General features: G+C 71.8%; 19 protein-coding genes and 1 pseudogene. 13 read left to right on the top strand and 7 right to left on the bottom strand.

What is annotated here, in order from left to right; genetic code table 11:
• Positions 1-145 precede the first annotated feature (145 nt).
• From TR50_RS08790 to TR50_RS08780, 3 genes are all read left to right on the top strand, one after another.
• Positions 146-931, top strand: coding sequence for a hypothetical protein (locus TR50_RS08790; protein ID WP_042417207.1), 786 nt, complete (start codon positions 146-148; stop codon positions 929-931).
• A gap of 114 nt (positions 932-1,045) precedes the next feature.
• Positions 1,046-1,348, top strand: coding sequence for a DUF5958 family protein (locus TR50_RS08785; RefSeq protein ID WP_052440858.1), 303 nt, complete (start codon positions 1,046-1,048; stop codon positions 1,346-1,348).
• Between the two features lie 15 nt (positions 1,349-1,363).
• Positions 1,364-2,356 (top strand): hypothetical protein, encoded by a 993-nt coding sequence (locus TR50_RS08780; protein ID WP_042417205.1) that lies wholly within the window; start codon positions 1,364-1,366, stop codon positions 2,354-2,356.
• On the opposite strand, the gene TR50_RS08775 is transcribed toward TR50_RS08780, so the two are convergent.
• Positions 2,353-3,360 carry an RNA polymerase subunit sigma-70 gene (locus TR50_RS08775; RefSeq protein ID WP_042417202.1) on the bottom strand — a complete coding sequence of 336 codons (1,008 nt, stop codon included), beginning with the start codon at positions 3,358-3,360 and terminating at the stop codon, positions 2,353-2,355. The two genes, TR50_RS08780 and TR50_RS08775, sit on opposite strands and share 4 nt — an antisense overlap.
• A 137-nt stretch (positions 3,361-3,497) precedes the next feature.
• Between TR50_RS08775 and TR50_RS08770 the strand changes: the two genes are divergently transcribed.
• On the top strand, positions 3,498-4,289 hold the full coding sequence (locus TR50_RS08770; protein WP_042417199.1) for an SDR family NAD(P)-dependent oxidoreductase: 792 nt from the start codon (positions 3,498-3,500) through the stop codon (positions 4,287-4,289).
• 63 nt (positions 4,290-4,352) lie between these two features.
• Here the strand turns inward: TR50_RS08770 and TR50_RS08765 are convergent, their stop codons facing one another.
• Positions 4,353-5,942, bottom strand: a complete 1,590-nt coding sequence (locus tag TR50_RS08765) for an MDR family MFS transporter (protein WP_042417196.1) — start codon at positions 5,940-5,942, stop codon at positions 4,353-4,355.
• Positions 5,943-6,150: 208 nt separating this feature from the next.
• Between TR50_RS08765 and TR50_RS50350 the strand changes: the two are divergent.
• Positions 6,151-6,369 (top strand): annotated as a pseudogene (locus TR50_RS50350) (helix-turn-helix domain-containing protein); the annotation flags it as partial.
• Between the two features lie 599 nt (positions 6,370-6,968).
• On the opposite strand, the gene TR50_RS08755 reads toward TR50_RS50350, so the two are convergent.
• From TR50_RS08755 to TR50_RS08740, 3 genes are all read right to left on the bottom strand, one after another.
• Positions 6,969-8,837, bottom strand: a complete 1,869-nt coding sequence (locus TR50_RS08755) for an AMP-binding protein (RefSeq protein ID WP_201776807.1) — start codon at positions 8,835-8,837, stop codon at positions 6,969-6,971.
• A 580-nt stretch (positions 8,838-9,417) separates the two neighbouring features.
• Positions 9,418-10,323 (bottom strand): MarR family winged helix-turn-helix transcriptional regulator, encoded by a 906-nt coding sequence (locus TR50_RS50065; RefSeq protein ID WP_052440857.1) that lies wholly within the window; start codon positions 10,321-10,323, stop codon positions 9,418-9,420.
• Positions 10,324-10,551: 228 nt separating this feature from the next.
• A complete protein-coding gene (locus TR50_RS08740) occupies positions 10,552-11,145 on the bottom strand; it encodes a TetR/AcrR family transcriptional regulator (protein WP_042417193.1) in 594 nt (197 codons plus the stop codon).
• A gap of 148 nt (positions 11,146-11,293) precedes the next feature.
• Here TR50_RS08740 and TR50_RS08735 point away from each other — a divergent pair, with 148 nt between their 5' ends.
• The 8 genes from TR50_RS08735 (at position 11,294) to TR50_RS08700 (ending at position 19,380) form a co-directional block, all read left to right on the top strand.
• On the top strand, positions 11,294-12,310 hold the full coding sequence (locus tag TR50_RS08735; RefSeq protein WP_042417678.1) for a phosphotransferase family protein: 1,017 nt from the start codon (positions 11,294-11,296) through the stop codon (positions 12,308-12,310).
• Positions 12,310-13,542 (top strand): acyl-CoA dehydrogenase family protein, encoded by a 1,233-nt coding sequence (locus TR50_RS08730; protein ID WP_042417190.1) that lies wholly within the window; start codon positions 12,310-12,312, stop codon positions 13,540-13,542. The genes TR50_RS08735 and TR50_RS08730 overlap by 1 nt, the downstream gene beginning before the upstream one ends.
• 40 nt (positions 13,543-13,582) lie before the next feature.
• Positions 13,583-14,341 (top strand): 3-oxoacyl-ACP reductase FabG, encoded by a 759-nt coding sequence (gene fabG, locus TR50_RS08725; protein WP_042417187.1) that lies wholly within the window; start codon positions 13,583-13,585, stop codon positions 14,339-14,341.
• 152 nt (positions 14,342-14,493) lie between these two features.
• Positions 14,494-15,675 (top strand): acyl-CoA dehydrogenase family protein, encoded by a 1,182-nt coding sequence (locus TR50_RS08720; protein WP_042417184.1) that lies wholly within the window; start codon positions 14,494-14,496, stop codon positions 15,673-15,675.
• Positions 15,672-16,799: an acyl-CoA dehydrogenase family protein gene (locus tag TR50_RS08715; RefSeq protein WP_042417181.1), complete on the top strand. Its 1,128-nt coding sequence runs from the start codon at positions 15,672-15,674 to the stop codon at positions 16,797-16,799. The genes TR50_RS08720 and TR50_RS08715 overlap by 4 nt, the downstream gene beginning before the upstream one ends.
• 217 nt (positions 16,800-17,016) lie before the next feature.
• Positions 17,017-17,766, top strand: coding sequence for an SDR family oxidoreductase (locus TR50_RS08710; RefSeq protein ID WP_152648315.1), 750 nt, complete (start codon positions 17,017-17,019; stop codon positions 17,764-17,766).
• Between the two features lie 275 nt (positions 17,767-18,041).
• Positions 18,042-18,962 carry a phosphatase PAP2 family protein gene (locus tag TR50_RS08705; protein ID WP_052440856.1) on the top strand — a complete coding sequence of 307 codons (921 nt, stop codon included), beginning with the start codon at positions 18,042-18,044 and terminating at the stop codon, positions 18,960-18,962.
• Between the two features lie 43 nt (positions 18,963-19,005).
• Entirely contained in the window at positions 19,006-19,380 is a 375-nt protein-coding gene (locus tag TR50_RS08700) for a hypothetical protein (protein WP_042381635.1), read from the top strand.
• Positions 19,381-19,436: 56 nt separating this feature from the next.
• Here the strand turns inward: TR50_RS08700 and TR50_RS08695 are convergent, their stop codons facing one another.
• Positions 19,437-20,852, bottom strand: a complete 1,416-nt coding sequence (locus TR50_RS08695) for an aspartate aminotransferase family protein (protein ID WP_042417173.1) — start codon at positions 20,850-20,852, stop codon at positions 19,437-19,439.
• Positions 20,842-22,806, bottom strand: coding sequence for a 1-deoxy-D-xylulose-5-phosphate synthase (gene dxs, locus TR50_RS08690; RefSeq protein ID WP_084699960.1), 1,965 nt, complete (start codon positions 22,804-22,806; stop codon positions 20,842-20,844). Before dxs ends, TR50_RS08695 begins: the two co-directional genes overlap by 11 nt.
• Positions 22,807-22,869: the final 63 nt, after the last annotated feature.

Here is a 22,869-nt window from a genome sequence, read left to right as displayed (position 1 = left end):
GCCGTGACCTTCCCGGTCACGGCGGCCCGTCCCTTTCGTCCCTGGCGTGGCGCGTCGGCGCGTCACTAGCATGCCCCCCAACGAGCGATCCACTGAGCCAGCCGGGTGATCCAGGCGTTGGGCCGTCCGGGCGATGGGGGCGTGCATGACCGCGAACACGAACGCGAAGGACGAGCTGGACACGTTCCACGTGCTCACAGCCCTGCTGCTGACCCCGGGACAGTTCCCGAGCGTGCTCGGGGACGACTACCCCGAGGCCTGCGGGGTGCTCGGCCTGGAGCCGTGGGCGGACGGCTACGGCCTGCTCTTCGGCCAGGACGCCTCCGGCGCGCGCTGGACCGTCGTCTCCGACGACGCCGCGCTGATCGGCTGCGCGATCGCCGCGTGGGACTGCGGCATGCCGTACGAGCTCTCCGCCCCGGACCGCACCGTCGTCGACACCATCGCCGGCTGGCCGCTCGCCCTGACCGTCGCCACCCCCGGCGTCCCCGAGCCGCACGATCCGCGTCCCGCACCCGGTGCGAAGCTCCTCACCGCGCCCGACCCCACGGGCTGGGGCCCCGCGCAGCGCCGCATGGCGGCGGACGACGTCGCCAAGCAGTGGCTCACCTGGCGCCAGCAGGTCGGCCTGCACGCCTCCTTCGACGAGACCGGGGCGCAGCCCCCGGCCCATATCCAGCGCGTCCTGACCGAGGCCATCGGCTACACCAGCGACCCCCCGCCCGCCGGCCGCGTGCGCTCCGCGCCCGGCCCCGAGGGCGCGCGCATCGTCCGCGCCGACGGTCCCGGCTGGTCGCTCGCCGCGAACACGGAGGACATCGCCCTCCTGCTGCTCGACGAGAAGCCCCACGAGGTCCTCCCCCTGGGCCGCGGGCCCTCCCTCCCGGGCCTCCTCCGCGCCCTCGACGAGATGGCCCGTACCTCGGCGTAGCCGACAGGGGCGCGAGGAACTGCGCGACAAGCCACCCACGGCCGTGCGATCCCGAGCGGGCAGGGCCGTCCGCCACGGGTGGGCTGTTCGCGCAGTTCCCCGCGCCCCCAGGTAGTGCAACCGGTAGGCAGTGCAACCGACCAGGGCAGCGAACGGCTGGGCCACTCGGGGCTCAAGCCGACGCACACGCCGGCCGTCCTGCTCGCACGCGGTGCCTCCCGGTACTACATCGGCGCCGTCGCCGGGCTGCGTCCGCCGCACGAGCGGGTGAAGGCCTTCCGTCTCCTGGTCCGGCTGCTCGGGGTCGCGGACGGGCGGCGCAGGCAGCAGTGCCGGGCAGGGCTCGGCGACGACCCGTGCGGGCACGACTGGCACCGGCTCGGCCCCGCGTCCCCGGGCGGGAACCGCCTCGGGTAGGCGCAGACTGGTGGGGTGACGTCCATCAGCAGGCGCGGGCTTCTCGCCCTCGGGGCCGGGGTGGTGGCCGGCGTGGCCGGATGCACGTCGTCGAGCCGGCATCCGGCAGCGGCGGCGTCGTCGCCGTCCGCACGCCCGTCGCCCACGCTCACGCACCCCGGGCCGAGTCCCAGCCCGAGCGCGTCCGCGCTCCACCTCACCGCGCCGTGGCGGCCCAGCCCCAACGACATCCAGCCGCAGGTGAAGCTCCGCGCGGTGCGGCTGATCGAGGCGCTCGGCACCTGGCCGCCCGGCGGCCAGGGCGTCGCGGCCGCGCGGAAGCGCGCCGCCGCCGCCGGGTACGACCCGGCGCTCGCGGACCAGGCGGGCGATCTGCTCAGCGACGCCCCGCAGGCCGCCGTACAGGTGCTGGAGGCGCAGTACGGCGGGATCCTGAGCGACTCGGCCAGCGTGCTGGTGGTCTGCCGCCAGTACACGCCCGGCGACGACACCGGCGGCACCACCGTCGACGTGCGCCTCAGCGCCGCGCAGCCGCTGTGGAACGTGACCGCCCTGCATCCCGCCGTTCCCGGCCCGCCCGCGGCGTCCCTCTCCTCCGCGGCCCGCGCCGTCCTCGCCGACGTGCAGGCGATCACCCTGCCGCCCGCCGCGCACGCGGACGTGCTGAGCGGGAACGTGCACGACAGCGCGCTGAACGCGATGCTGACGCTGGCGCGCAGCCACCGGATCATGCTGAGCGTGGTCCGCTCCGGGCACCCGATCGACGTGTTCGGGACGACCCGCCCGAGCGACCACCCCCAGGGCCGCGCGTTCGATGTGTGGACCATCGACGGCCACGCCGTGATCGACCCGGCGACGCCGCGCGCGCTCGTGGAGGGCTTCATGCGCGCGGCCGCCGCGGCCGGCTCCTACAACGTCGGCGGCCCGTACCTCCTCCCCGGTGCGGGGAACCAGTTCTTCAGCGACGCCACCCACCACGACCACGTCCATGTGGGGTTCGACTTCTAGCGCGGCCGGAGCTCCGCGGGCAGCCCGAACCACCGCAGGACGCTGCTCTCGAACCGCGACATCGCACAGATCCGGCCCCCGCTGAGCCCGAGCACGATCAGGCCCGTCCCCCGGCTGCCGCCGCCCGCCGTCCGCAGATAGGCGCCGAACGCGGGCTGCCCGTTGGCGCGGGTGGGGACGAGGTCGAAGCGGCGGCCCGCGCCGAACAGGGCGGCGACGAAGCGGGAGACGATCGCGCGGCCCTCGTACTCGAAGGGAATGGGCGGCATCGACATGAAGACGTCGTCGGTCAGCAGCGCCACCACGGTTTCGAGGTCCGCCGCCTCGTACGCGCGGACGAACCTCGCCACGAGCGCCTCCTCCTCGGGCGAGCCGGGCGCCGGCGGCGGTTCACGGTCGTCCAGGGCCGGCCGCCGCTGCGACAGCGTCGCCCGCGCCCGCTTGAGCGCGCTGGCGACCGACTCCACCGTCGCGTCCAGCATCGCCGCCACCTCGCTCGCGTGGAAGCCGAGGACGTCACGCAGGACCAGGACCGCGAGCTGACGGGGCGGCAGCAGCTGAAGGGCCGTCACGAAGGCCAGCGAGAGGGACTCCGTCTGCTCGTAGCGGGCCTCCGGGCCGGGCGGTGCCGGCGCCGCGTCCGCCGCCTGCGCGTCGGGGAGCGGTTCGAGCCAGACGGCCTCGCCGAGGCGGGACGGCTCGGGCGGCATCACGCCGGGCACGTTCCACTCCCGCGCGCTGCGCCGCTTCGCCGCGCGCAGCGCGTTGAGGCAGCGGTTGGTCGCGATCCGGTAGAGCCAGGTGCGCAGGGAGGCGCGGCCCTCGTAGCCGTCGAGGCCCTGCCAGGCGGCCAGCAGGGTGTCCTGGAGGGCGTCCTCGGCGTCCTGGAGGGAGCCGAGCATGCGGTAGCAGTGCACCTGGAGTTCGCGTCGGTGCGGTGCGGTCAACTGCCGGAACGCCTCACCGTCCCCGGCCCTCGCCCGCTCGATCAGCTCGGCACTCACCCGTGTCACCCTCCTCGAACGATGCCTCTTCCATCCTGGGCAGACACCGGCCGGGGCACGAACCGGGCGGTCACGGCCCGCCCAGTTCTCCCTCCCCCTGCTGTCTGCACCAACGACAGCACAACGAGGAGGCAGAGATGTTGCTCAAGGACAAGATCGCGGTGGTCTACGGCGCGGGTGGCGCGATCGGCGGCGCGGTGGCCCGCGCGTTCGCGGCGGAGGGGGCCACGGTGTTCCTCACCGGTCGGCGGCTGCCGACGGTCGAGGCGGCCGCCAAGGAGATCGTCGCGGCGGGCGGCTCCGCCGAGGCGGCCGAGGTCGACGCGCTCGACGGACAGGCGGTGGAGGCGCACCTGCGGTCCGTGGTGGAGCGGGCCGGCCGTGTGGACGTCTCGTTCAACGCCGTCGGCGTCCCGGACCGGGAGATCCTCGGGACGCCGCTGGCGGAGCTCGACGTGGAGACGTTCCTCCGCCCGGTCACCGACTACGCGTGCTCGTACTTCCTGACCGCCCGGGCCGCCGCGCGGCGGATGCTGCCGAACCACTCGGGCGTGATCATGACGGTCACGGCGATCCCCGCCCGCATGGGCAGCGCGCTGAACGGCGGCTACGGTCCGGCGTCCGCCGCCAAGGAGGCGCTGACCCGGGACCTCTCCGCCGAGCTCGCGCCGCACGGCGTCCGCGTGGTCGGCCTGCGCCCGCACGGTCTCCCGGAGACGGCGTCGCTCCGGGCGGTGCACGCGGCCAAGGCCGACGCCTCCGGCCTGAGCTGGCAGCAGTTCGAGGAGTACCTCGCCGCCTCCTCGCACACCCGCCGGACCATGCGGCTGCGGGAGCTGGCCGAGGTCGCGGCCTTCATGGCCTCGGACCGGGCGAGCGGGATGACCGGGACCAGTGTCAATTTGTCGATGGGCCGACTCGACGACTGAGGCAGGGCGAAAGCGGAGGGCCCGGACCGCCGAGCGGTCCGGGCCCTCCTCAGGCAAGGAGCCTCAGTGCGCCGGCGGCGCGTCCGGGGCGGGACCGCCGAGGGACTTCAGCGGGATCTCCTTGAGCACCAGCGCGAAGCCGAGGGCGATCACGATGAACGGGACGCCGATCAGGAACAGGTCGCCGATGGCGTGCGCGAAGGCCGCCGTGACGTGGTGCTTGACCGGCTCGGGCAGCGCCTTGATGGCCTGGACGTTGTTGGTGTCCATGCCCTTGAGCGCGCCGGTGCCCTTCGGCGAGCCGGCGAACTCCTGCTTGAGGTAGTGCGTCAGCCGGCTGGTCAGCACGGTGCCGAAGATCGCGGTGCCGATGGACGCGCCGATCTGGCGGAAGAACGTCGCCGAGGCGGTGGCGACGCCCATGTCGCGGAAGTCCACCGCGTTCTGGACCGCGGTGACGACCGTCTGCATGGTGAGGCCGAGGCCCGCGCCGAAGGCGAAGGCGAACAGGGCCACCTGCCAGTACGGCGTGGTGTTGGTCAGCGTCGACAGCAGCACCAGCGAGCCGATGATGACCAGCGCGCCGAGGATCGGGAAGATCTTGTACTTGCCCGTCTTGGCCATGACGCGGCCGGAGCTGATCGCGGTTGCCATGATGCCCGCGACGGCGGGGAGCATGCCGAGGCCGGACTTGGTCGCCGACATGCCCTGCACGGCCTGGAGGTAGACCGGGAGGTAGATGATGCCGCCGAACATCGCGAAACCGGCGAAGAAGCCGAAGCCGTTGCCGATCCGGAAGACCGGGTTGCGGAACAGCCGCATCGGCAGGATCGGCTCGGCGGCGCGCTGCTCGACCAGGCAGAACACGACGGTCAGCAGGATCGAGCCGAGGCACAGGGACAGGCCCTGCCAGCTCGTCCAGCCGTAGCTGGTGCCGGCCCAGTTCAGGTAGAGCAGCAGGCTGGTGACGGCGGTGACGATGAGCGTCGAGCCGAGGTAGTCGATCTTGTGCTCGCGCCGGTTGACCGGCAGCTTCAGCGCGAAGGAGCAGACGACCAGCGCGCCGATGCCGACGGGCAGGTTGATGTAGAAGATCCAGCGCCAGCCGATCGAGTCGGTGAACCAGCCGCCGAGCAGCGGGCCGGCCACGCTGGCCAGGCCGAAGACGGCGCCCATCAGGCCCTGGTAACGGCCGCGCTCGCGCGGGGGTATGACGTCGCCGATGATCGCGAAGGCGAGCGACATCAGACCGCCGCCGCCGATGCCCTGGATGGCGCGGAAGGCGATCAGCTCGCCCATGTTCTGGCTGAGACCGGCCAGCGCCGAGCCGACCAGGAAGATCACGATCGCGGCCTGGAAGATGATCCGGCGCCCGTACAGGTCGGAGATCTTGCCCCAGAGCGGCGTGGCCGCCGTCGAGGTCAGCAGGTAGGCGGTGACCACCCAGGAGAGCTTGTCGATGCCGCCGAGCTGGCTCACGATGGTGGGCAGCGCGGTGCCGACGATGCTCTGGTCCAGGGCGGCCAGCAGCATGCCGGCCATGAGGCCGCCCATGACGACCATGATCTGCTTGTGGCTGAGGTAGTTGGGGCCGTCGGCCGGAGCCTCCGGACCGGGCGGGGTGACCGGGGTGTCGGTCGAGATCTCTGACATGCCAGGCACCGTACTGCATGGGTAGGACAACCGATACGGCGGGGCTAGCCTTACGGCAAGTAAGCTGCGAAACGCGAGGTTACCGGCCGTTCACTTCTGTGTCGGAGGCCCGTTCTGCCCGGAAAAGTCCCGCCGGAGGGCGACCTCGTCCCCCGAACTCGTGGCGGTCGCTTGCCAGCACCCGCACTCCCGCCGCTAACGTGCCAACATGCAGACGGACGATCGACGCGCAGCCGACCTGGAGGAGCTGGGCCTCACCAATTACGAGGCCCGGGTGTACCTCGCCCTGATCCGCCGCGACGTGTTCACCGCGGCCGAAGTCGCCAGGGAGGCGGGTGTCCCCCGACAGCGTGTCTACGACGTGCTGGAAGGGCTGATCCGTCGGCAGCTCGCCGTGCTTCACCCCGGCCGGGTCGCCGGCTACTCCGCGGTCGCCCCCGACACCGCCGTGGAGCGCCTCATCGAGCAGCAGCGCCGCTCCCTCGGGCGGCTGGAGCGGCTCTCCAGCGAGCTCGCCCGGGAGCTCGGGCCCACCTTCGACAACGGCCGCACCCACACCGACCCCCTCGACTACGTCGAGGTCCTGCGGGACTCGGCCGACATCAGCGAGCGGTTCGCGCGGCTCCAGACGACCGCCGAGCGCGAGCTGCTCAGCTTCTCCAAGCCGCCGTGGTTCACCCCGCCGGAGAACCTGGCCGGCCTCGAGGCCAGCGCCCGCCTCCACGCCGCGGGCCGCACGGTGCGCTCGCTGTACTCGCGCGAGGTGCTGGAGGACCCGGCCCTGCTCGAGGTCATGCACCTGTTCGTGGACGCGGGCGAGGAGATCCGCATCGCGGACGAGCTCCCGTTGAAGATGATCATCGCGGACGGCTCCACGGTCATGTGCGACATGCCCGACCCGGTGGCCCGCGACAGCGCGACGACCTCGCTGTGCATCCGGCACCCCTCCCTGGCCGAGGCGCTCTCGCTGGCGTTCCACTCGATCTGGGACAGCAGCCTGACGCTCGCCGAGGCCCTGAAGGACCGTCAGCCCGTCGTCGGCTCGCCCTCCCAGGAGGCGGCCAAGGACGCGGACGCCTCGGACGCCTCGACGGAACCGGAACCGGAAGCGGCTGCGGATGCAGGCGCGGAGCCGGATGCGGAGTCGAGCGACTCCAAGGCCTGATGCTCGTCCCGCAGCAATCGGCGCAGCACCTTGCCGAGCGTGTTGCGGGGCAGCGGGTCCACCCGGAACTCGACGATCTTGGGCATCTTGTAGCCGGTGAGCCGGGCGGCGCAGTAGTCGAGCAGCGCCCGCTCGGTGAGCCGGCTCCCCGGCCGCACGATCACGCACGCCTTCACCGTCTCGCCCCGGTAGGGGTCCGGCACGCCGACCACGGCGGCGTCGGCCACCGCCGGGTGCGCCAGCAGCACGTCCTCGATCTCGCTCGGGAAGACGCTGAAGCCGGAGGCGATGATGACGTCACGCTTGCGGTCGATGACGGTGACGAAGCCGTCCGGGCTCATCACCGCGATGTCGCCGGTGAAGAGCCAACGGTCGTGCAGCATCGCCGCGCTGTCCTCGCGCTCGTGCCAGTAGCCCGCGAAGACCTGCGGTCCGCGCACCACCAACTCCCCTGCCTCACCGTGGGGTTGCTCCTTGGCCGGGTCGTCCTCGGCGACGATCCGCACCTGGGTGCCCGGCAGCGGGATCCCGACCGTGCCCGGACGGGCGTTGGCATTCAGGGGGTTGGCCAGCACCACGGGTGAGGCCTCGGACAGCCCGTAGCCCTCGACGAGCCGGGCGCCGGTCAGCTCCTGGAACCGGTCCACGGTCTCCGGCTCCAACCGCATCGCGCCGGAGATGCAGTAACGCACCGAGCGCAGCGCGCGGTTGACCGCGGGGCCGTGCCGCTCCGCCTCCTGCATCAGCGCCTGGTACATCGGCGGCACGCCGGGGAAGAGCGTCGGCCGCCAGCGCCGCATCGTGGCGACCACGAGCGCCGGGTCGAACGTCGGCAGCAGCACGGTCCGCGCCCCGGCGGCGGCCGCCACACCGAGACACATCGTCATCCCGTAGACGTGGAACATCGGCAGGCAGGCCAGCAAGGTCTCGCGTCCTGGCCGCAGTTGGGGATACCACGCGCGCACCTGGTGGGCGTTGGCCACGAGGTTGCGGTGCGTCAGCATCGCGCCCTTCGGGGTCCCCGTGGTGCCGCCGGTGTACTGGAGGACGGCGACGGCGGTGCGCGGGCTCACCGGCCCGAGCGCGGCGCCGCCGCGTTTCGGCGTCCGGCGCGGCACGTCGCCGAAGCGGACGGCGTCCGCGCCCTCGGGCAGGGGCGTGACCAGCTTGGCGCGGAGCGTACGGGAGCGCGCAAGGGGCAGCCTCAGCGCGACACGCGCCCGCAGCGGGAGCGCGTCCGCGAGGCACGCGACGACGACATGCCGCAGCGCGGTCCGCCCGCGCACGGCGTCGACATGCGCGAACGCCCCGTCGTGGACGACCGCGACCACGGCTCCGCTGTCCGCGAGCTGGTGCGCCAGCTCGGACTCGGTGTAGAGCGGGTTCGTCGGCACGACGACCGCGCCGAGCCGCAGCGTGGCGTAGAACGCGACGACGTACTGGGGACAGTTCGGCAGCACCAGCGCGACCCGGTCGCCGCGCGTGACGCCCAGCGCGGCGAGGCCCTCGGCGAAGCGGGCGACGGCGCGGTTCAGGGCGCGGTAGCTGGTCCTGCGCCCGAGGAAGACGAGCGCGGTCCGCCGCCCGTGCCGCGCGGCGGCCTCGTCGAGGAGGCCGTGCACGGGAACGTTCGGAATGCTGATCTTGTGTGGCACGCCGGTCGCGTAATAGCGGTGCCACGGCTCGCCGCCGTCGGCCACGGGCTCCCCCTCGCTGACGCGCGTTATCACAGAGCCAAGATCGTGACAGCCGCACCCACGAGCTGACAAGAGCTCTGCAGTGCCTTGGCCGCCCGGGAGCGGAAACCCTCCGGCGGACGGTGGCCGCCGTCCGCCCGCAGCGCGGGACAGGTGCGCTGCGGGGTCGGACGGTGCCGCTGGCACGCCGGTTTCGGGACGGTGCCGGACTTGGGGGCGACGCGCTCAAGGCGTTCGATCGCGGGGTCGCCGTGAGGTCGCCGCGAGGTCGCCGTGGTGACATCGCCATTGATAGCAAGCGACGTCCGGCCGGATCAACGCGCCTTCTACTACGCGGGTCCGTAGTGGAACAGGGTTCGCCGAGGTGGGGCGCGCGGCCATGCACACGCTGCGGTGAAGATCGCCAGACGGCGTAAGCCCTGTGTGAAGGCTCTGCACACCCGAAAGGTCGACCACGGCCCTTCCGTCCCGAAGATCTCGGTATGCGGGCAAATGATCGACTATCCACGGTCGTAGAACCGGCCGGAGGTGTGGTGGGGCTCACAAATGCCGGCGGGCGCCGCATACGCGACGCCCGCCGGGCCAAGCTGTGAAGAAGGAGACGGAAAGTGCGTCAGCGCACCGTCAGTCGGGCGATCAGTCCGAGCAGGGTGAGGGTCCGCTCGCGCTCGATCTCGTCCAGCGGCACCAGCAGACGCGCCTGGACCTCCGTGACGCCGGCCCCGACCTCCTCCAGCAGACGCGCGCCCGCGGGGGCCAGCGCCAGCAGGTTGCGGCGGCCGTCGGCCGGGTCGCGCCGGCGCAGGACCAGCCCACGGCGGACCAGGCGGCTGATGAGCTCGGCCATGGTGGCCTTGTCCAGCGAGGTGCGCTCGCCGACCGTGCGCTGGTCGATGTCCGGCTCGGTGGAGAGCGCGTCCAGCACGGCGTGCTGCGGCGCGGTGAGCTCGGTGGAGACCAGCTCGGCCCACAGGCGCGTGTGCACCTGCTGGGCGACGCGGATCAGGTAGCCGATGACGCGCGGGGCGTCCAGCAGCGGACGGGCGTCGACCATGGTCTCCAGGGCCAGGTTCTCCATCCGCGCCATGCGCGCCAGCGCCATCATCAGCTCGGAGCGCTCCGGCTCCGACAGCGGCACCAGCAGCTCGCGCTGGACCACTGCCACACCGGTCGACGCCTCCTGCATGACCTGCTCGCCGTGCGGCGACAGGGTCAGCAGCTTGCGCCGGCCGTCCGCGGGGTCGCGGCGACGCAGCACCAGGCCGCGCCGGACCAGTCGGCCGACCATCTCGGCCATGGTCGCCTTGTCGAGCGAGGCACGCTCGCCCACCGTCCGCTGGTCGGCCCCGGGCTCGAGAGCCAGGGCGATGAGCGCGGCGTATTGCGGCGCGGTCAGCTCCGCCCCGACATGCTCGGCCCACAGACGTGTGTGGACCTGCTGGGCTATGCGGATCAGTTGACCAGGCGACTGGGACAAGCGGATCGGCGTGCCCGTCATGTCGATATCCCCCAGCACCATAGGACCGTCCTGAAGTGTTCCCGACGCTTTTCAGCCCTGTGGGTGGGCGCGTTCGGATCGTGAGCGGCGCGACCGTGGGGAAGCCCCATGTGGGGGTCCTGTGTACGGAGTTTTCGGCCGGGCAGCCGTCGGCTGCTGGCCGACACTATACAAACCAGACAGACCAGAGCGACATGCCCCAGAGGGCCGCGATCCAATCGTGATCCGAAGCGATCGTTGGTGTCCGACTCAGATCGGTTGCAGGCTTCTGAGCAAAAGCTCGGCAAAAGACGCACCGATGGCCAGGGGGGTCAGCTCGCCGTCCTTCCGGTACCAGCTGCCCAGATGGTGCACGCCGCCGAAGAACTGATGAGTCACCAGGTCCGCCGGCAGATCGGCGCGGAAGACGCCCTCCCGCTGCCCCTCCTCGATCACGGCCCGGAAGCGCTCGTGGTAGCGGCGTCGGTCGGCCCGGACCTGGGCCAACCGGTCGGGCGGGAGCATGTGCATCGACCGGAAGGAGACCATCGCGTCGTCGAGGTGCTCCAGGGTGCTCACCACCACGTCGGCCGCCGCCGCGCGCAGCCGCTCGTCCACCGGCCCGGGGACCTCGGCGGTCTCCGCCAGGCGCTGCGACTGGACCAGCAGCAGCCGCGTGTAGATCTGCTGGAGCAGGTCGTCCTTGGACGCGTAGTAGTGGTACATCGCGCCCTTGGTGACGCCGGCCAGCTCCACGATGTCCTGGACCGAGGTGGGGGCGAAGCCGCGCTCCGCGAAGAGCCTGCTGGCGGCGGCGAGCAGCCGCTCCTGGACGGGGACCGCCATGTCCACGCGCGCTGCCATGGGCGTCCTCTCTACTGTGACGGCATACCGACGGCGTACCTCTGACGACGTAGCGCTCGGCGGGCGTTCATTGTCGGGTGTCAACGTGGTGCGCACCACGCGCGAGCCACTCTAGTCGACATACCTACTAGTCGGTATCGTGACCGGCATGAGCACTCCGACGCCCCCGGGGCTGGACCTCGACCGGCTCCGCGCCCACCTCGGCACCGGGCCGCTGACCGCCGCCCTGATCTCGGGCGGCAAGTCCAATCTGACCTACCGGCTCACCGACGGCAACCACCGCTGGGTGCTGCGCCGACCGCCGCTCGGCCACGTCCTCGCCACCGCGCACGACATGGTCCGCGAGCACCGCGTCATCGCCGCCCTCGCGGACACGCCGGTGCCGGTCCCCCGGGTGCACCTGCTCTGCGAGGACACCGACGTCGTCGGCGCTCCCTTCTATCTGATGGACGAGGTCGCCGGAACCGTCTACCGCACCGCCGAGGACGCCGCCGGGCTCACCCGGGAGCGGGCCCGGGCGCTCTCCTTCAACCTGGTCGACGTGCTCGCCGGCCTGCACGCGGTGGACCCCGCCGCCGCCGGGCTGGCGGACTTCGGCCGACCGGAGGGCTACCTGGAGCGACAGGTCTCCCGCTGGCACCGCCAGTTCGAGTCCTCCCGCAGCCGCGACATCCCCGGCCTGGAGGAACTCCAGCGGCGCCTGAGCGAGGGCGTCCCCACGCCGCAGCGGGCGGCGGTCGTCCACGGCGACTACCGCCTGGACAACACCATCGCCGCCGCCGACGACTCCATCGCGGCCGTGCTCGACTGGGAGATGGCCACCCTCGGCGACCCGCTCGCCGACGTCGGCCTGATGAAGGTGTACTGGGACATCGCCGGCCGCATGCCGGGCAACCCCGTCGCCGGTGCCGTCAGCCCCGAGCTCGGCTTCCCCGCCATGCGCGAGCTGGAGGAGCGCTACGCCGCGACCACCGGCCTCGACCTCACCCCCCTCCCCTGGTACACCGCCTTCGGCCAGTACAAGCTGGCGGTCATCGCCGAGGGCATCCACTACCGCTTCATCCAGGGCAAGACGGTGGGCGACGGCTTCTCCCACCTCGGCGCGATGGTCCCGCCGCTGGTCGCCCTCGCCCTGGACACCATGCACGGAAAGGCCGGCGACTGATGGACTTCCGCTACGACGAGCGCACGCTCGAACTCCAGCAGCGGCTGCTGGCCTTCATGGACGAGTGCGTCTACCCGGCCGAGCCGGTCGCGGCGCGGCAGCTGCGAGAGTCGGACGACGCCTGGGCCCGCCCGGCGGTCATGGCCGAGCTGAAGGCGGAGGCGCGGAAGCGGGGGCTGTGGAACCTGTTTCTTGTGGACCAGCGCAGCCTGCCCAATGCCGAGCACGGCACGGGCCTGACCAACCTCCAGTACGCGCCGCTCGCCGAGATCACCGGCCGCAGCCCCTACCTGGCGCCGGAGGCGCTCAACTGCGCGGCCCCCGACACCGGCAACATGGAGGTGCTGGCCGAGTTCGGCACCCCCGAGCAGCAGAAGCGCTGGCTGGCGCCGCTGCTGGAGGGCGAGATCCGCTCCGCCTTCTGCATGACCGAGCCCGAGGTCGCCTCCTCCGACGCCGCCAACATCGCCACGCGGATCGAGCGCGACGGCGACTCCTACGTCGTCAACGGCCGCAAGTGGTGGTCCTCCGGCGCGATGAGCCCCGAGTGCGAGATCCTCGTGGTGATGGGCCGCACCGACCCGAACGCGGAGAAGCACCGGCAGCAGAGCATGATCCTCGTCCCGCGCGACACCCCGGGCGTGGACGTGCGGCGCGGCATGGAGGTCTTCGGCTACACCGACGGCGCGCACGGCGGCCACGCCGAGATCGTCTTCACCGACGTGCGCGTCCCCGCGGAGAACCTCATCGCCGGGGAGGGCCTCGGCTTCGCCATCGCCCAGGCCCGGTTGGGGCCGGGCCGGATCCACCACTGCATGCGGCTGATCGGCATGGCCGAGCGGGCGGTCGAGTTGATGTGCCGTCGGGTCGTGTCGCGCACGGCCTTCGGCAAGCCGCTGGCCGAGCAGGGCGTGATCCAGGAGTGGATCGCCGAGTCGCGGGTCCGGATCGAGCAGCTGCGCCTGCTCGTGCTCAAGACCGCCTGGCTGATGGACACGGTCGGCAACAAGGGCGCCCACACCGAGATCCAGTCCATCAAGATCGCCACTCCGGCCACGGTCGAGTGGATCCTCGACAAGGCCATCCAGGCCCACGGCGCGGGCGGCGTCTCGCAGGACTACCCCCTCGCCCAACTCTGGGCCGCCGCACGCACGCTGCGCTTCGCCGACGGCCCCGACGAGGTCCACAAGCGGTCGCTGGCGCGCCGCGAGCTGAAGCCCTACCTCGCCTGACCCCTTCAGATCACTACTCACCCTCAGGAGAACGTCTCTCATGACCGAGCAGAACCGCGTCGCCATCGTCACCGGAGCAGCGCGCGGCATCGGCGCCGCCACCGCCATCCGCCTGGCCGCGGACGGCTACGCCGTCGCCGTGATCGACCTGGAGGAGGCGGCCGGCAAGGACACCGTCGAGAAGATCACCGCCGCGGGCGGCAAGGCCCTCGCCGTCGGCGCCGACGTCAGCAACGGCGAGCAGGTCGCCGCGGCCGTCGACCGCGTCGTCGCCGAGCTCGGCGCGCCGACGATCCTGGTCAACAACGCCGGTGTGCTGCGCGACAACCTGCTGTTCAAGATGTCCGAGTCGGACTGGGACACCGTCATGAACGTGCACCTCAAGGGCGCCTTCCTGATGTCCAAGGCCTGCCAGAAGCACATGGTCGACGCGGGCTACGGCCGCATCGTCAACCTCTCCTCCTCCAGCGCGCTCGGCAACCGCGGCCAGGCCAACTACAGCGCCGCCAAGGCGGGCCTGCAGGGCTTCACCAAGACGCTGGCCAAGGAGCTGGGCAAGTTCGGCATCACCGCGAACGCGGTGGCCCCCGGCTTCATCGCCACGGACATGACCGCGGCGACGGCGGAGCGCGTCGGCATGGGCTTCGAGGAGTTCAAGGCGGCGGCCGCGTCCATGATCCCGGTCAACCGCGTCGGCGTGCCGGACGACATCGCGCACACCGTCTCCTTCCTCGTCAGCGAGGGCGCGGGCTTCGTCTCCGGCCAGGTCGTCTACGTCGCCGGCGGCCCGCTGGACTAGCGCGTAGCGCTAGGAGGGGCGCAGGGAAGAACTGCGCGAGCAACCACCCGGTGCGGATGGCCCCGCACGCTCGGTGGCACACCACGCAGGGTGGCTTCTCGCGCGGTTCCCCGCGCCCCCCATGGTTCCCGTCTGCCGAAAGGTGAAGGTACGTGGATGCTGAACTGAGCCGCGCGATCCGCGACTTGATCGATGAGCACGACCCCGCGACGACGCCCGTCGCGGACTTCCTCGGGGCCCGCTTCGACGCGGGTCTCGCCTGGGTGCACTTCCCCGAAGGACTCGGCGGGCGCTCCGCCCCGCGGAGCGTCCAGCAGGAGGTGAACGACGCCTTCGCCGCTGCCGGGGCCCCCACGCTCGACATCGGCCGGCACGGCATCGGGCTCGGCATGGCCGCGCCCACCCTCCTCGCCCACGGGAGCGACGAGGTGCGCCGCCGCTTCCTGCGTCCGCTGTGGACCGGTGAGGAGATCTGGTGCCAGCTCTTCTCCGAGCCCGGCGCCGGCTCGGACCTCGCCGCGCTCGGCACGCGCGCCGTGCAGGAGCCGGATTCGGGTGACTGGATCGTCGACGGCCAGAAGGTGTGGACCTCCCTCGCCCACGAGGCCGACTGGGCGATCCTGGTCACCCGCACCGACCCGGACGTGCCCAAGCACCGCGGCATGACCTACTTCGTCTGCGACATGCACGCCCCCGGCGTGGAAGTCCGCCCGCTCCGCCAGGCCACCGGCGAGGCCGAGTTCAACGAGGTGTTCCTGACCGGCGTGCGCATCCCCGACGCGCACCGGCTCGGCGAGGTCGGCGACGGCTGGCGGGTCGCGCAGACGACGCTCATGAACGAGCGCGTCGCCATCGGCGGCCACGCTGAGCCGAGGGAGGGCGGCATGATCGGCGTCCTCGCCCGCACCTGGCGCGAGCACCCCGAACTGCACACGCCCGCGCTTCAGGACGCGCTGCTGCGCCTGTGGGTCGACGCCGAGGCCGCGCGCCTCACCTCCGAGCGGCTTCGGCAGCAGCTCGCCGCCGGGCAGCCGGGGCCGGAGGGCAGCGCGGCCAAGCTCGCCTTCGCGCGGCTGAACCAGCAGATCTCCGGCCTGGAGCTGGAACTGCTGGGCGCGGAGGGCCTGGAGTACCACGACTGGACCTTCCGGCGACCGGCCAACCCGTCGATGCTCGAGGGCAGCCCCGGCTACCGCTATCTGCGGGCCAAGGGGAACTCGATCGAGGGCGGCACGTCGGAGATCCTGCGCGGCATCATCGCCGAGCGGGTGCTCGGTCTGCCCCAGGAGATCCGCGTCGACAAGGACGTCGCATGGAAGGACCTGCCCCGATGAACGCCACGACCACCACCGACCAGGGCAGCACCGACCAGGGCGGCGCCGACCTCGGCTACAGCGAGGTCGAGGAGGAGCTGCGCGCCAACGTCCGTGCGCTGCTGGCCGATCGCGCCCCCGCGAACGCGACCCTGGCCCGCACCGAGGCGGAGCAGACCACGGACACGGCCCTGTGGCGCGCGCTCGCCGGCGAGCTCGGCGTCACCGGCCTGCCCGTCCCCGAGGAGCTGGGCGGCGCGGGCGCGAGCTGGCGCGAGACCGCCGTCGTCCTGGAGGAGCTGGGCCGCGCGGTCGCGCCCGTCCCCTTCTTCGGCAGCTGCGTGCTGGCGACGGCCGCGCTGCTGGCGCTCGGGGAACGCAAGATCCTCCCGCAGCTCGCCTCCGGCGAGGCGGTCGGCACGCTGGCCGTCCCCTTCGCCGTCGCGCCCGGTGGGGCGTTCCCGGCGGACGTCCGGGTGTCGGGCGGCCTGCTGTCCGGCACGGTCCGCCATGTCGCGGACGCGCTCGCGGCCGACGTGCTGCTCGTCCCGGCGGTCGCCGCGGACGGCACCGCGGAGCTGTACGCCGTGACCGGCGCGGCGGTCGAACCGATGGTGTCGCTCGACATGACCCGCCAACTCGCCGTCGTCACGCTGGAGGAGGTCGAGGGCATCCTCCTCGCCTCCGGCGCGGACGCGGCGACGGCGCTGGACGCCGCGCTGGAGACGGGCGCGGCGCTGCTGGCCAGCGAACAGCTGGGGGTGGCGGAGTGGGCGCTCACCACGACCGTCGCCTACGCGAAGGAGCGTCACCAGTTCGGCCGCCCCATCGGCGGCTTCCAGGCCGTGAAGCACCGCCTGGCGGACCTGTGGGTCCTGGTCACCCAGCTCCGCGCGGTCGCCCGCGCGGGCGCGGACGCGGTCGACCGCGACGCGGAGCGCGCGCTCTACGCCGCGCTCGCCCAGGCCTTCGCCTCCGGCGCGGCGGTCACCGCGGCGGAGGAGGCGGTGCAGCTCCACGGCGGCATCGGCTTCACCTGGGAGCACCCCGCGCACCTCTACCTCAAGCGCGCGAAGAGCGCGTCCCTCGCCCTCGGCGCAGCGGACCGCCACCGCGCCCGCATCGCCTCTCTCACCCACCTGTAGCTCGTCCGGGGCGCGGGGCTCCGCTGTTGTGCGGCACCTCCGCGTGGGCGCGATGACCACTGACCTGCGGACGGCCCGGCGCGTGCCCGCCACCAGCCTCGTCGGCGGCTTCTCGCGCCCGCGCGGGGGGGCGCCTCCCGGCCGAAGGCTGGGTGGAGCCGTATGTCGGCACGGCCCCGCGCCCCTGCGTTCTGCAACGTCTCTCATCCCAGAAGGAATGCTCATGTCCAAGGTCGCAATCGTCACCGGCGCCAGCCGGGGTATCGGGTTCGCCGCCGCGCAGGCGTTGGTCGCGCGCGGGGACCGCGTGGTGATCACCGGGCGGGACACCGCCTCGCTCGACGAGGCGGTCGCCGCGCTGGGCGGGCCGGAGGTCGCCCTCGGCGTCGCCGGCAAGTCGCACGACGGCGCGCACCGGGCCGAGACGGTCGAGCGGGCGATGGAGACGTTCGGCCGGATCGACCACCTCGTCAACAACGTGGGCACCAACCCCGTCTTCGGTCAGATGGTCGATCTCGACCTCGACGCCGCCCGGAAGATCCTCGACATCAACGTCGTCTCCACCCTCGGCTGGGTCCAGCTCGTGCACCGGGCATGGCAGGGCGAGCACGGCGGCGCGATCGTCAACGTCTCCTCCGTCTCCGCGCTCGGGCCCGCGCCCGGCATCGGGATGTACGGGGCGAGCAAGGCCGCGCTGGTCCAGCTGACCCAGCAGCTCGCGCACGAGCTCGCGCCGAGCGTGCGGGTCAACGCGGTCGCGCCGGCCGTGGTGAGGACCAAGTTCGCGGAGGCGCTCTTCGCGGGACACGAGGAGCAGGTAGTGAAGAGCTACCCGCTGGGGCGGCTCGGGGAGCCGCAGGACGTCGGCGGGACGATCGCCTTCCTGCTGTCGGACCAGGCGGCGTGGATCACGGGGCAGACGATCGTGCTGGACGGCGGGCTGATGCTGGGCGCCGGACTGGCCTGAAAGCGGCTCTGGCCGAAATGTGCTGGAATGCCTCCCGCTGCGACCGGGAATTCATACCGGTCGTGTCGGGAGGAAATCAGCGTTCCGCGCATTGCCCAGGAAAGCGCAGCCCAAACCGCCGGTCGATCAAGGATGATGCAGATCACATCCCTGAGCAGGCCACCAGGAAAAGGCGTCGACCTTTATTCAGATCCGACAATCCACCAGGTCACATGGTTGTCACGAAGATGACCTCGGCACCTGAGTTGAAGGCGCAACACTGTAACGTCGAAGGGGTGCGTAACCAGAGAACCGAGGGGACCCTGCTCGAGCGGGAGCTCGACAAGCCGGTGGAGGAGCAGCCGCCCAGCCGTGAGCGCTGGCGGCCCCTGAGCCGTACTCACAAGATTCTCTTCGCCGTCACCCTGGTCGCATACGCCACGATCATCGTCGCCGTCTTCTCCACCTCCCGCCTGGTCGCGCTCGACTGGGAGGTCATGAAGTGGAAGCCGTACGAGCACTGGCCCCAGTTCTGGGACTTCCTCAACTACTACGTCATAGCCGGCCAGCGTGGCCCCGCCGCGATCGTCGTGTCGGCCTGGCTGGGCTGGCGGTCCTGGCGGACGAAGTCGTGGCGCCCGCTGCTGGTGCTGGGGGTGTCGCTGGTCCTGCTGAACATGTCCGTGGGAGCGGTCAAGATCGGCACGGGCCGCCTGGGGCCGCACTACGCGCACATCTACGGCTCCAACGAGATCTTCCTGGGCGGCGACATATTCCCGTCCGGCCACACCGCCAACGCGGTGGTGACCTGGGGGGTCGTGGCCTACCTGGCCACCCGGTGGCGGCGCACCGGCGCCGTGCTGGCGGGCTGGACGGGCCTGTCCGTCGGCGCCACGACGGTCTACCTCGGTACCCACTGGGTGACCGACGTGATCGCGGGCTGGTGCGCGGGCGCGCTGGTGCTGCTGATCCTGCCGCTCTTCGAGCCGATCATCACGAGCGCGGACGAGCGGATGTGCGCCTACTGGGCGGAGATCCTCAGCCCCAGGCTGCGTGAGCGCTTCGGGCGCGGCGGGAACCGTCCCGGCGCAGGTCGGCCCGGTGACCGGACTTCCGTACCTGTCCGGCCCGACCAGAAGCGGACGTCCGTGCCGATGGCTCGCGATCATCGAGACATCGCGGCACGTGCCAATCGGTCAGTTCCGATCGTCTCCTGACATTCGGCCCGTCCCTTCGAATGCCGCTTCTAAAGTCCTGCGCATGGCGAACATGGAAGCTGCACTCAAGGACGCGATGAGCATCGAAGGCGCCATCGGCGTCGCGCTCGTCGACTACAACAGCGGCCTGGCCCTGGGGACACTGGGCACCGGAACCGAGCTCGACCTCAACGTCGCCGCGGCGGGCAACACCGACGTGGTCCGGGCGAAGATGCGCACGATGGAGATGCTCAATCTCCACAACGAGGCCATCGAGGACATCCTGATCACGCTGACGGCCCAGTACCACCTGATCCGGCCGCTGACCAACAAGGGCAGTCAGGGGATCTTCCTCTACCTGGCGCTCGACCGGCAGCGTTCGAACCTGGCGATGGCCCGCCACATGATCCGCAGGATCGAGGAGAACCTCGAGGTGTGACGCCGCGGCGTGACCGCTCGGGGCGCGGGACAGAAGCCTCGCGCCCCGGCACCGCCTCAGCGCGCGGCCACCGCCTGCTTGATCAGCGTCTTGCCGAAGTCCCGCATCAGGCCGGTGCCGCTGTGGGCCTCGTCCATGATCTCCTCGAAGGCCGAGACGAAGCGGTCCACCTCGGCCTCGCCGATGATCAGCGGCGGGATCAGCTTGATGACCTCCAGGTGGTCGCCGGAGACCTGGGTGAGGATGCGGTGCCGCTGCATCAGCGGGACCACCACCATCTGCGCGAACAACCCCTTGCGCGCGGCCTGCAGCGCGGACCAGCCGGTGCGCAGCTTGAGCGACTGCGGCTTGCCGAACTCGATGCCGATCATCAGGCCGCGGCCGCGCACGTCCGCCAGCATCTCGTACTTGGGCATCAGCGCCGCGAGCCGCTCCCGGAACAGGTCGCCGACCTGCCGCGCGTGCGCGACGACCTGCTCGTTCTCGAAGACGTGCAGCGTCGCCAGGCCGGCCGTCATGGCCTGGGCGTTCGAACCGAAGCTCGCGGAGTGCACCAGCACCCGGTCCATCGACGAGTAGACCTTCTCGAAGATCCACTCCTTGCCCAAGGTCGCCCCCACCGGAACGTAGCCGCCGGAGAGCGCCTTGGCCACGCACACCAGGTCCGGCTCGACGCCGGTCTCGTGCTGGTAGGCGAAGAAGTCGCCGGTGCGGCCCACGCCGGTCTGCACCTCGTCGGCGATCAGCAGCGCCTTGTGCTTGTGCAGCAGCTCCTGCGCGGCGCGCAGGTACCCGTCGGGGGCGGCGTGGACGCCCTTGCCCTGGATCGGCTCGACGATCAGCGCCGCGACGTCGCCCTTGCGCAGTTCGCGCTCCAACCGCTCCAGGTCGCCCAGTGGAATGGCCGTGTCCGGCAGCAGCGGGGCGAAGCCCTTGCGGAAGCCGTCCTCGCCGTTGACCGAGAGCGAGCCGGTGGTCAGGCCGTGGAAGGCGTGCTGGCAGTAGAGCACGCGCGGCTTGCCGGTGGCGTAGCGGGCGAACTTCAGGGCCGTCTCGACGGCCTCGGTGCCGCTGTTGCCGAAGAAGACGCGGTCCAGGTGCGGGGCGTGGGAGAGCAGCTTCTCGGCCAGCAGACCGGGCAGCGGCTGGCAGTCGAAGCGGGTCAGGTCGGCCAGCTCCAGGTCCATCACCTGGTGCAGCGCGTCGCGGACCACGGGGTGGTGCCGGCCGAGCGCGAAGATGCCGAAGCCGGCCAGCATGTCGAGGTAGTCGTTGCCCTCGGCGTCGTAGAAGTAGGCGCCCTGGGCCCGCTCGTAGACCTTGTCGAAGCCGATGGTGCGCAGCATCCGCGGCAGCTGGTGGTTCAGGTGCTCGGCGTGCAGACGGTAGCGCTCTCCCCCGCGCTCCTTCAGCAGCGCCTCGACGTCGAACGCGGCTCCCTTCTCGGAAGCACTGCTGGTCTCAGCTGCCATGGTGCTGTTCCCCTCCAACGGTGTCGGGCGTCAGGCTGTCGGTGGTGCTGTAGGCGCCGCCGCCGATCAGGCCCAGGGCCTTGGCGAAGACGGCGGTCTGGGCGGCGATCCCCGGACCGGTGAGGCCGATCTCGTCCAGGATCTCGCCGCGCGCCGCATGGTCCAGGAACCGCTGCGGAATGCCGAGTTCGCGCGTCGGGACGTCGATGTCGGCGTCCCGCAGCGCCTGGGCGACGGCCATGCCGACGCCGCCGACCCGCCCGTTGTCCTCTACGGTGACCACGAGCCGGTGCCGGGCGCCGAGTTCGACCAGCGCCGGGTCGACGGGCTTGACCCAGCGCGGGTCGACGACGGTGGTGCCCAGCCCGTCGGCCGTCAGCAGCGCGGCCGCGTCGAGGCAGGCGGAGGCCATGGTGCCGACGGCCACCAGCAGGACCTCGGGCATCCGCCCGGACGGCTGCGTGCGCAGCAGCACGTCCACGCCGCCGATCCGCTCCTGCGCCTCGACGGGCGGCCCGACCTCGGCCTTCGGGTAGCGGACGACGGTCGGCGCGTCGTCGACGTCCAGCGCCTCGCGCAGCTCGGCCCGCAACTGGTCGGCGTCGCGCGGAGCGGCGATGCGCAGGCCGGGCACGACCTGGAGGACGGACAGGTCCCACATGCCGTTGTGGGAGGCGCCGTCGGTGCCGGTGACGCCGGCCCGGTCGAGCACGAAGGTCACCCCGCACCGGTGCAGCGCGCAGTCCATCAGGACCTGGTCGAAGGCGCGGTTGAGGAAGGTCGCGTAGACGGCCACGACGGGGTGCAGGCCACCGGTGGCCAGGCCGGCGGCGGAGACGGCGGCGTGCTGCTCGGCGATGCCGACGTCGTAGATGCGGCCCGGGAACTCGCGGGCGAAGGGCGCGAGGCCGACGGGCTGGAGCATGGCCGCGGTGATCGCGACGACGTCCGCGCGCTCGCGGCCGATGGCGACCATCTCCTTGCCGAAGACGGAGGTCCACGAGACGCCCGTGGACGGCCGCAGCGGCTCGCAGGTGATCGGGTCGATCGCGCCGACCTGGTGGAAGTGGTCCGCCTCGTCCAGCTCGGCGGGCCGGTAGCCGCGGCCCTTCTCCGTCAGGCAGTGCACGATGATCGGCCCGCCGAAGCCGCGGGCGCGGCGCAGCGCGGACTCGACGGCGGCGATGTCGTGGCCGTCGATGGGGCCGATGTACTTCAGGCCCAGGTCCTCGAACATGCCCTGCGGCGACTGCGCGTCCTTGTAGCCCTTCTTCGCGCCGTGCAGCGCGTCGTAGATCGGACCGCCGACGACCGGCGTGCGCTGGAGCGCGTCCTTGCCCCAGGACAGGAAGCGCTCGTAGCCCTGGGTGGTGCGCAGCGTGGCGAGGTGGTTGGCGAGCCCGCCGATGGTGGGCGCGTACGAACGCTCGTTGTCGTTGACGACGATGACGAGCGGACGGTCGCTCGCCTCGGCGATGTTGTTCAACGCCTCCCAGGCCATGCCGCCGGTCAGCGCGCCGTCCCCGGTGACGGCGACGACGGTGCGGTCGGTGTGCCCCAGACGCTGGTTGGCCTTGGCCAGGCCGTCGGCGTAGCCGAGGACCGTGGAGGCGTGCGAGTTCTCGATCACGTCGTGCTCGGACTCGGCGCGCGACGGGTAGCCGGAGAGCCCGCCTCTGTTCTTGAACCGGTCGAAGTCCTGGCGGCCGGTCAGCAGCTTGTGGACGTAGGACTGGTGCCCGGTGTCGAAGAGGATCCGGTCCTTCGGCGAGTCGAAGACGCGGTGCAGGGCGATGGTCAGCTCCACCACGCCGAGGTTCGGCCCGAGGTGCCCGCCGGAGCGGGTGACCGCGTCGATCAGGAACTCCCTGATCTCCTCGGCCAGCTTGGGCAGTTCGGTGGGCGGCAGCAGGCGCAGGTCGCGGGGGCTGCGGATCGATTCGAGCAGGGACATCGACTCACCTTCGTTCCGTACAGGACCTGCTGGACTACGTGCTGCTACTGGCCTGCTGCTACT

The sequence above is a fragment of the Streptacidiphilus anmyonensis genome (genome assembly GCF_000787855.1).
In the GTDB taxonomy this organism is placed as follows: Bacteria; Actinomycetota; Actinomycetes; order Streptomycetales; family Streptomycetaceae; genus Streptacidiphilus; species Streptacidiphilus anmyonensis.
Note: the sequence above shows the minus strand (reverse complement) of the source record. Positions and strands in the feature narration are given on the sequence as shown.

What these genes read in the sequence shown, in the direction of transcription:
- TR50_RS08695 (WP_042417173.1), bottom strand. Translation starts at nt 20,852, where the DNA reads ATGGCAGCTGAGACCAGCAGTGCTTCCGAGAAGGGAGCCGCGTTCGAC.
- TR50_RS08740 (WP_042417193.1), bottom strand. Translation starts at nt 11,145, where the DNA reads ATGGCAGCGCGCGTGGACATGGCGGTCCCCGTCCAGGAGCGGCTGCTC.
- TR50_RS08770 (WP_042417199.1), top strand. Translation starts at nt 3,498, where the DNA reads ATGTTGCTCAAGGACAAGATCGCGGTGGTCTACGGCGCGGGTGGCGCG.
- TR50_RS08735 (WP_042417678.1), top strand. Translation starts at nt 11,294, where the DNA reads ATGAGCACTCCGACGCCCCCGGGGCTGGACCTCGACCGGCTCCGCGCC.
- TR50_RS08710 (WP_152648315.1), top strand. Translation starts at nt 17,017, where the DNA reads ATGCTCATGTCCAAGGTCGCAATCGTCACCGGCGCCAGCCGGGGTATC.
- TR50_RS08790 (WP_042417207.1), top strand. Translation starts at nt 146, where the DNA reads ATGACCGCGAACACGAACGCGAAGGACGAGCTGGACACGTTCCACGTG.
- TR50_RS08715 (WP_042417181.1), top strand. Translation starts at nt 15,672, where the DNA reads ATGAACGCCACGACCACCACCGACCAGGGCAGCACCGACCAGGGCGGC.
- fabG (WP_042417187.1), top strand. Translation starts at nt 13,583, where the DNA reads ATGACCGAGCAGAACCGCGTCGCCATCGTCACCGGAGCAGCGCGCGGC.
- TR50_RS08730 (WP_042417190.1), top strand. Translation starts at nt 12,310, where the DNA reads ATGGACTTCCGCTACGACGAGCGCACGCTCGAACTCCAGCAGCGGCTG.
- TR50_RS50065 (WP_052440857.1), bottom strand. Translation starts at nt 10,323, where the DNA reads ATGGTGCTGGGGGATATCGACATGACGGGCACGCCGATCCGCTTGTCC.
- TR50_RS08765 (WP_042417196.1), bottom strand. Translation starts at nt 5,942, where the DNA reads ATGTCAGAGATCTCGACCGACACCCCGGTCACCCCGCCCGGTCCGGAG.
- dxs (WP_084699960.1), bottom strand. Translation starts at nt 22,806, where the DNA reads ATGTCCCTGCTCGAATCGATCCGCAGCCCCCGCGACCTGCGCCTGCTG.
- TR50_RS08700 (WP_042381635.1), top strand. Translation starts at nt 19,006, where the DNA reads ATGGCGAACATGGAAGCTGCACTCAAGGACGCGATGAGCATCGAAGGC.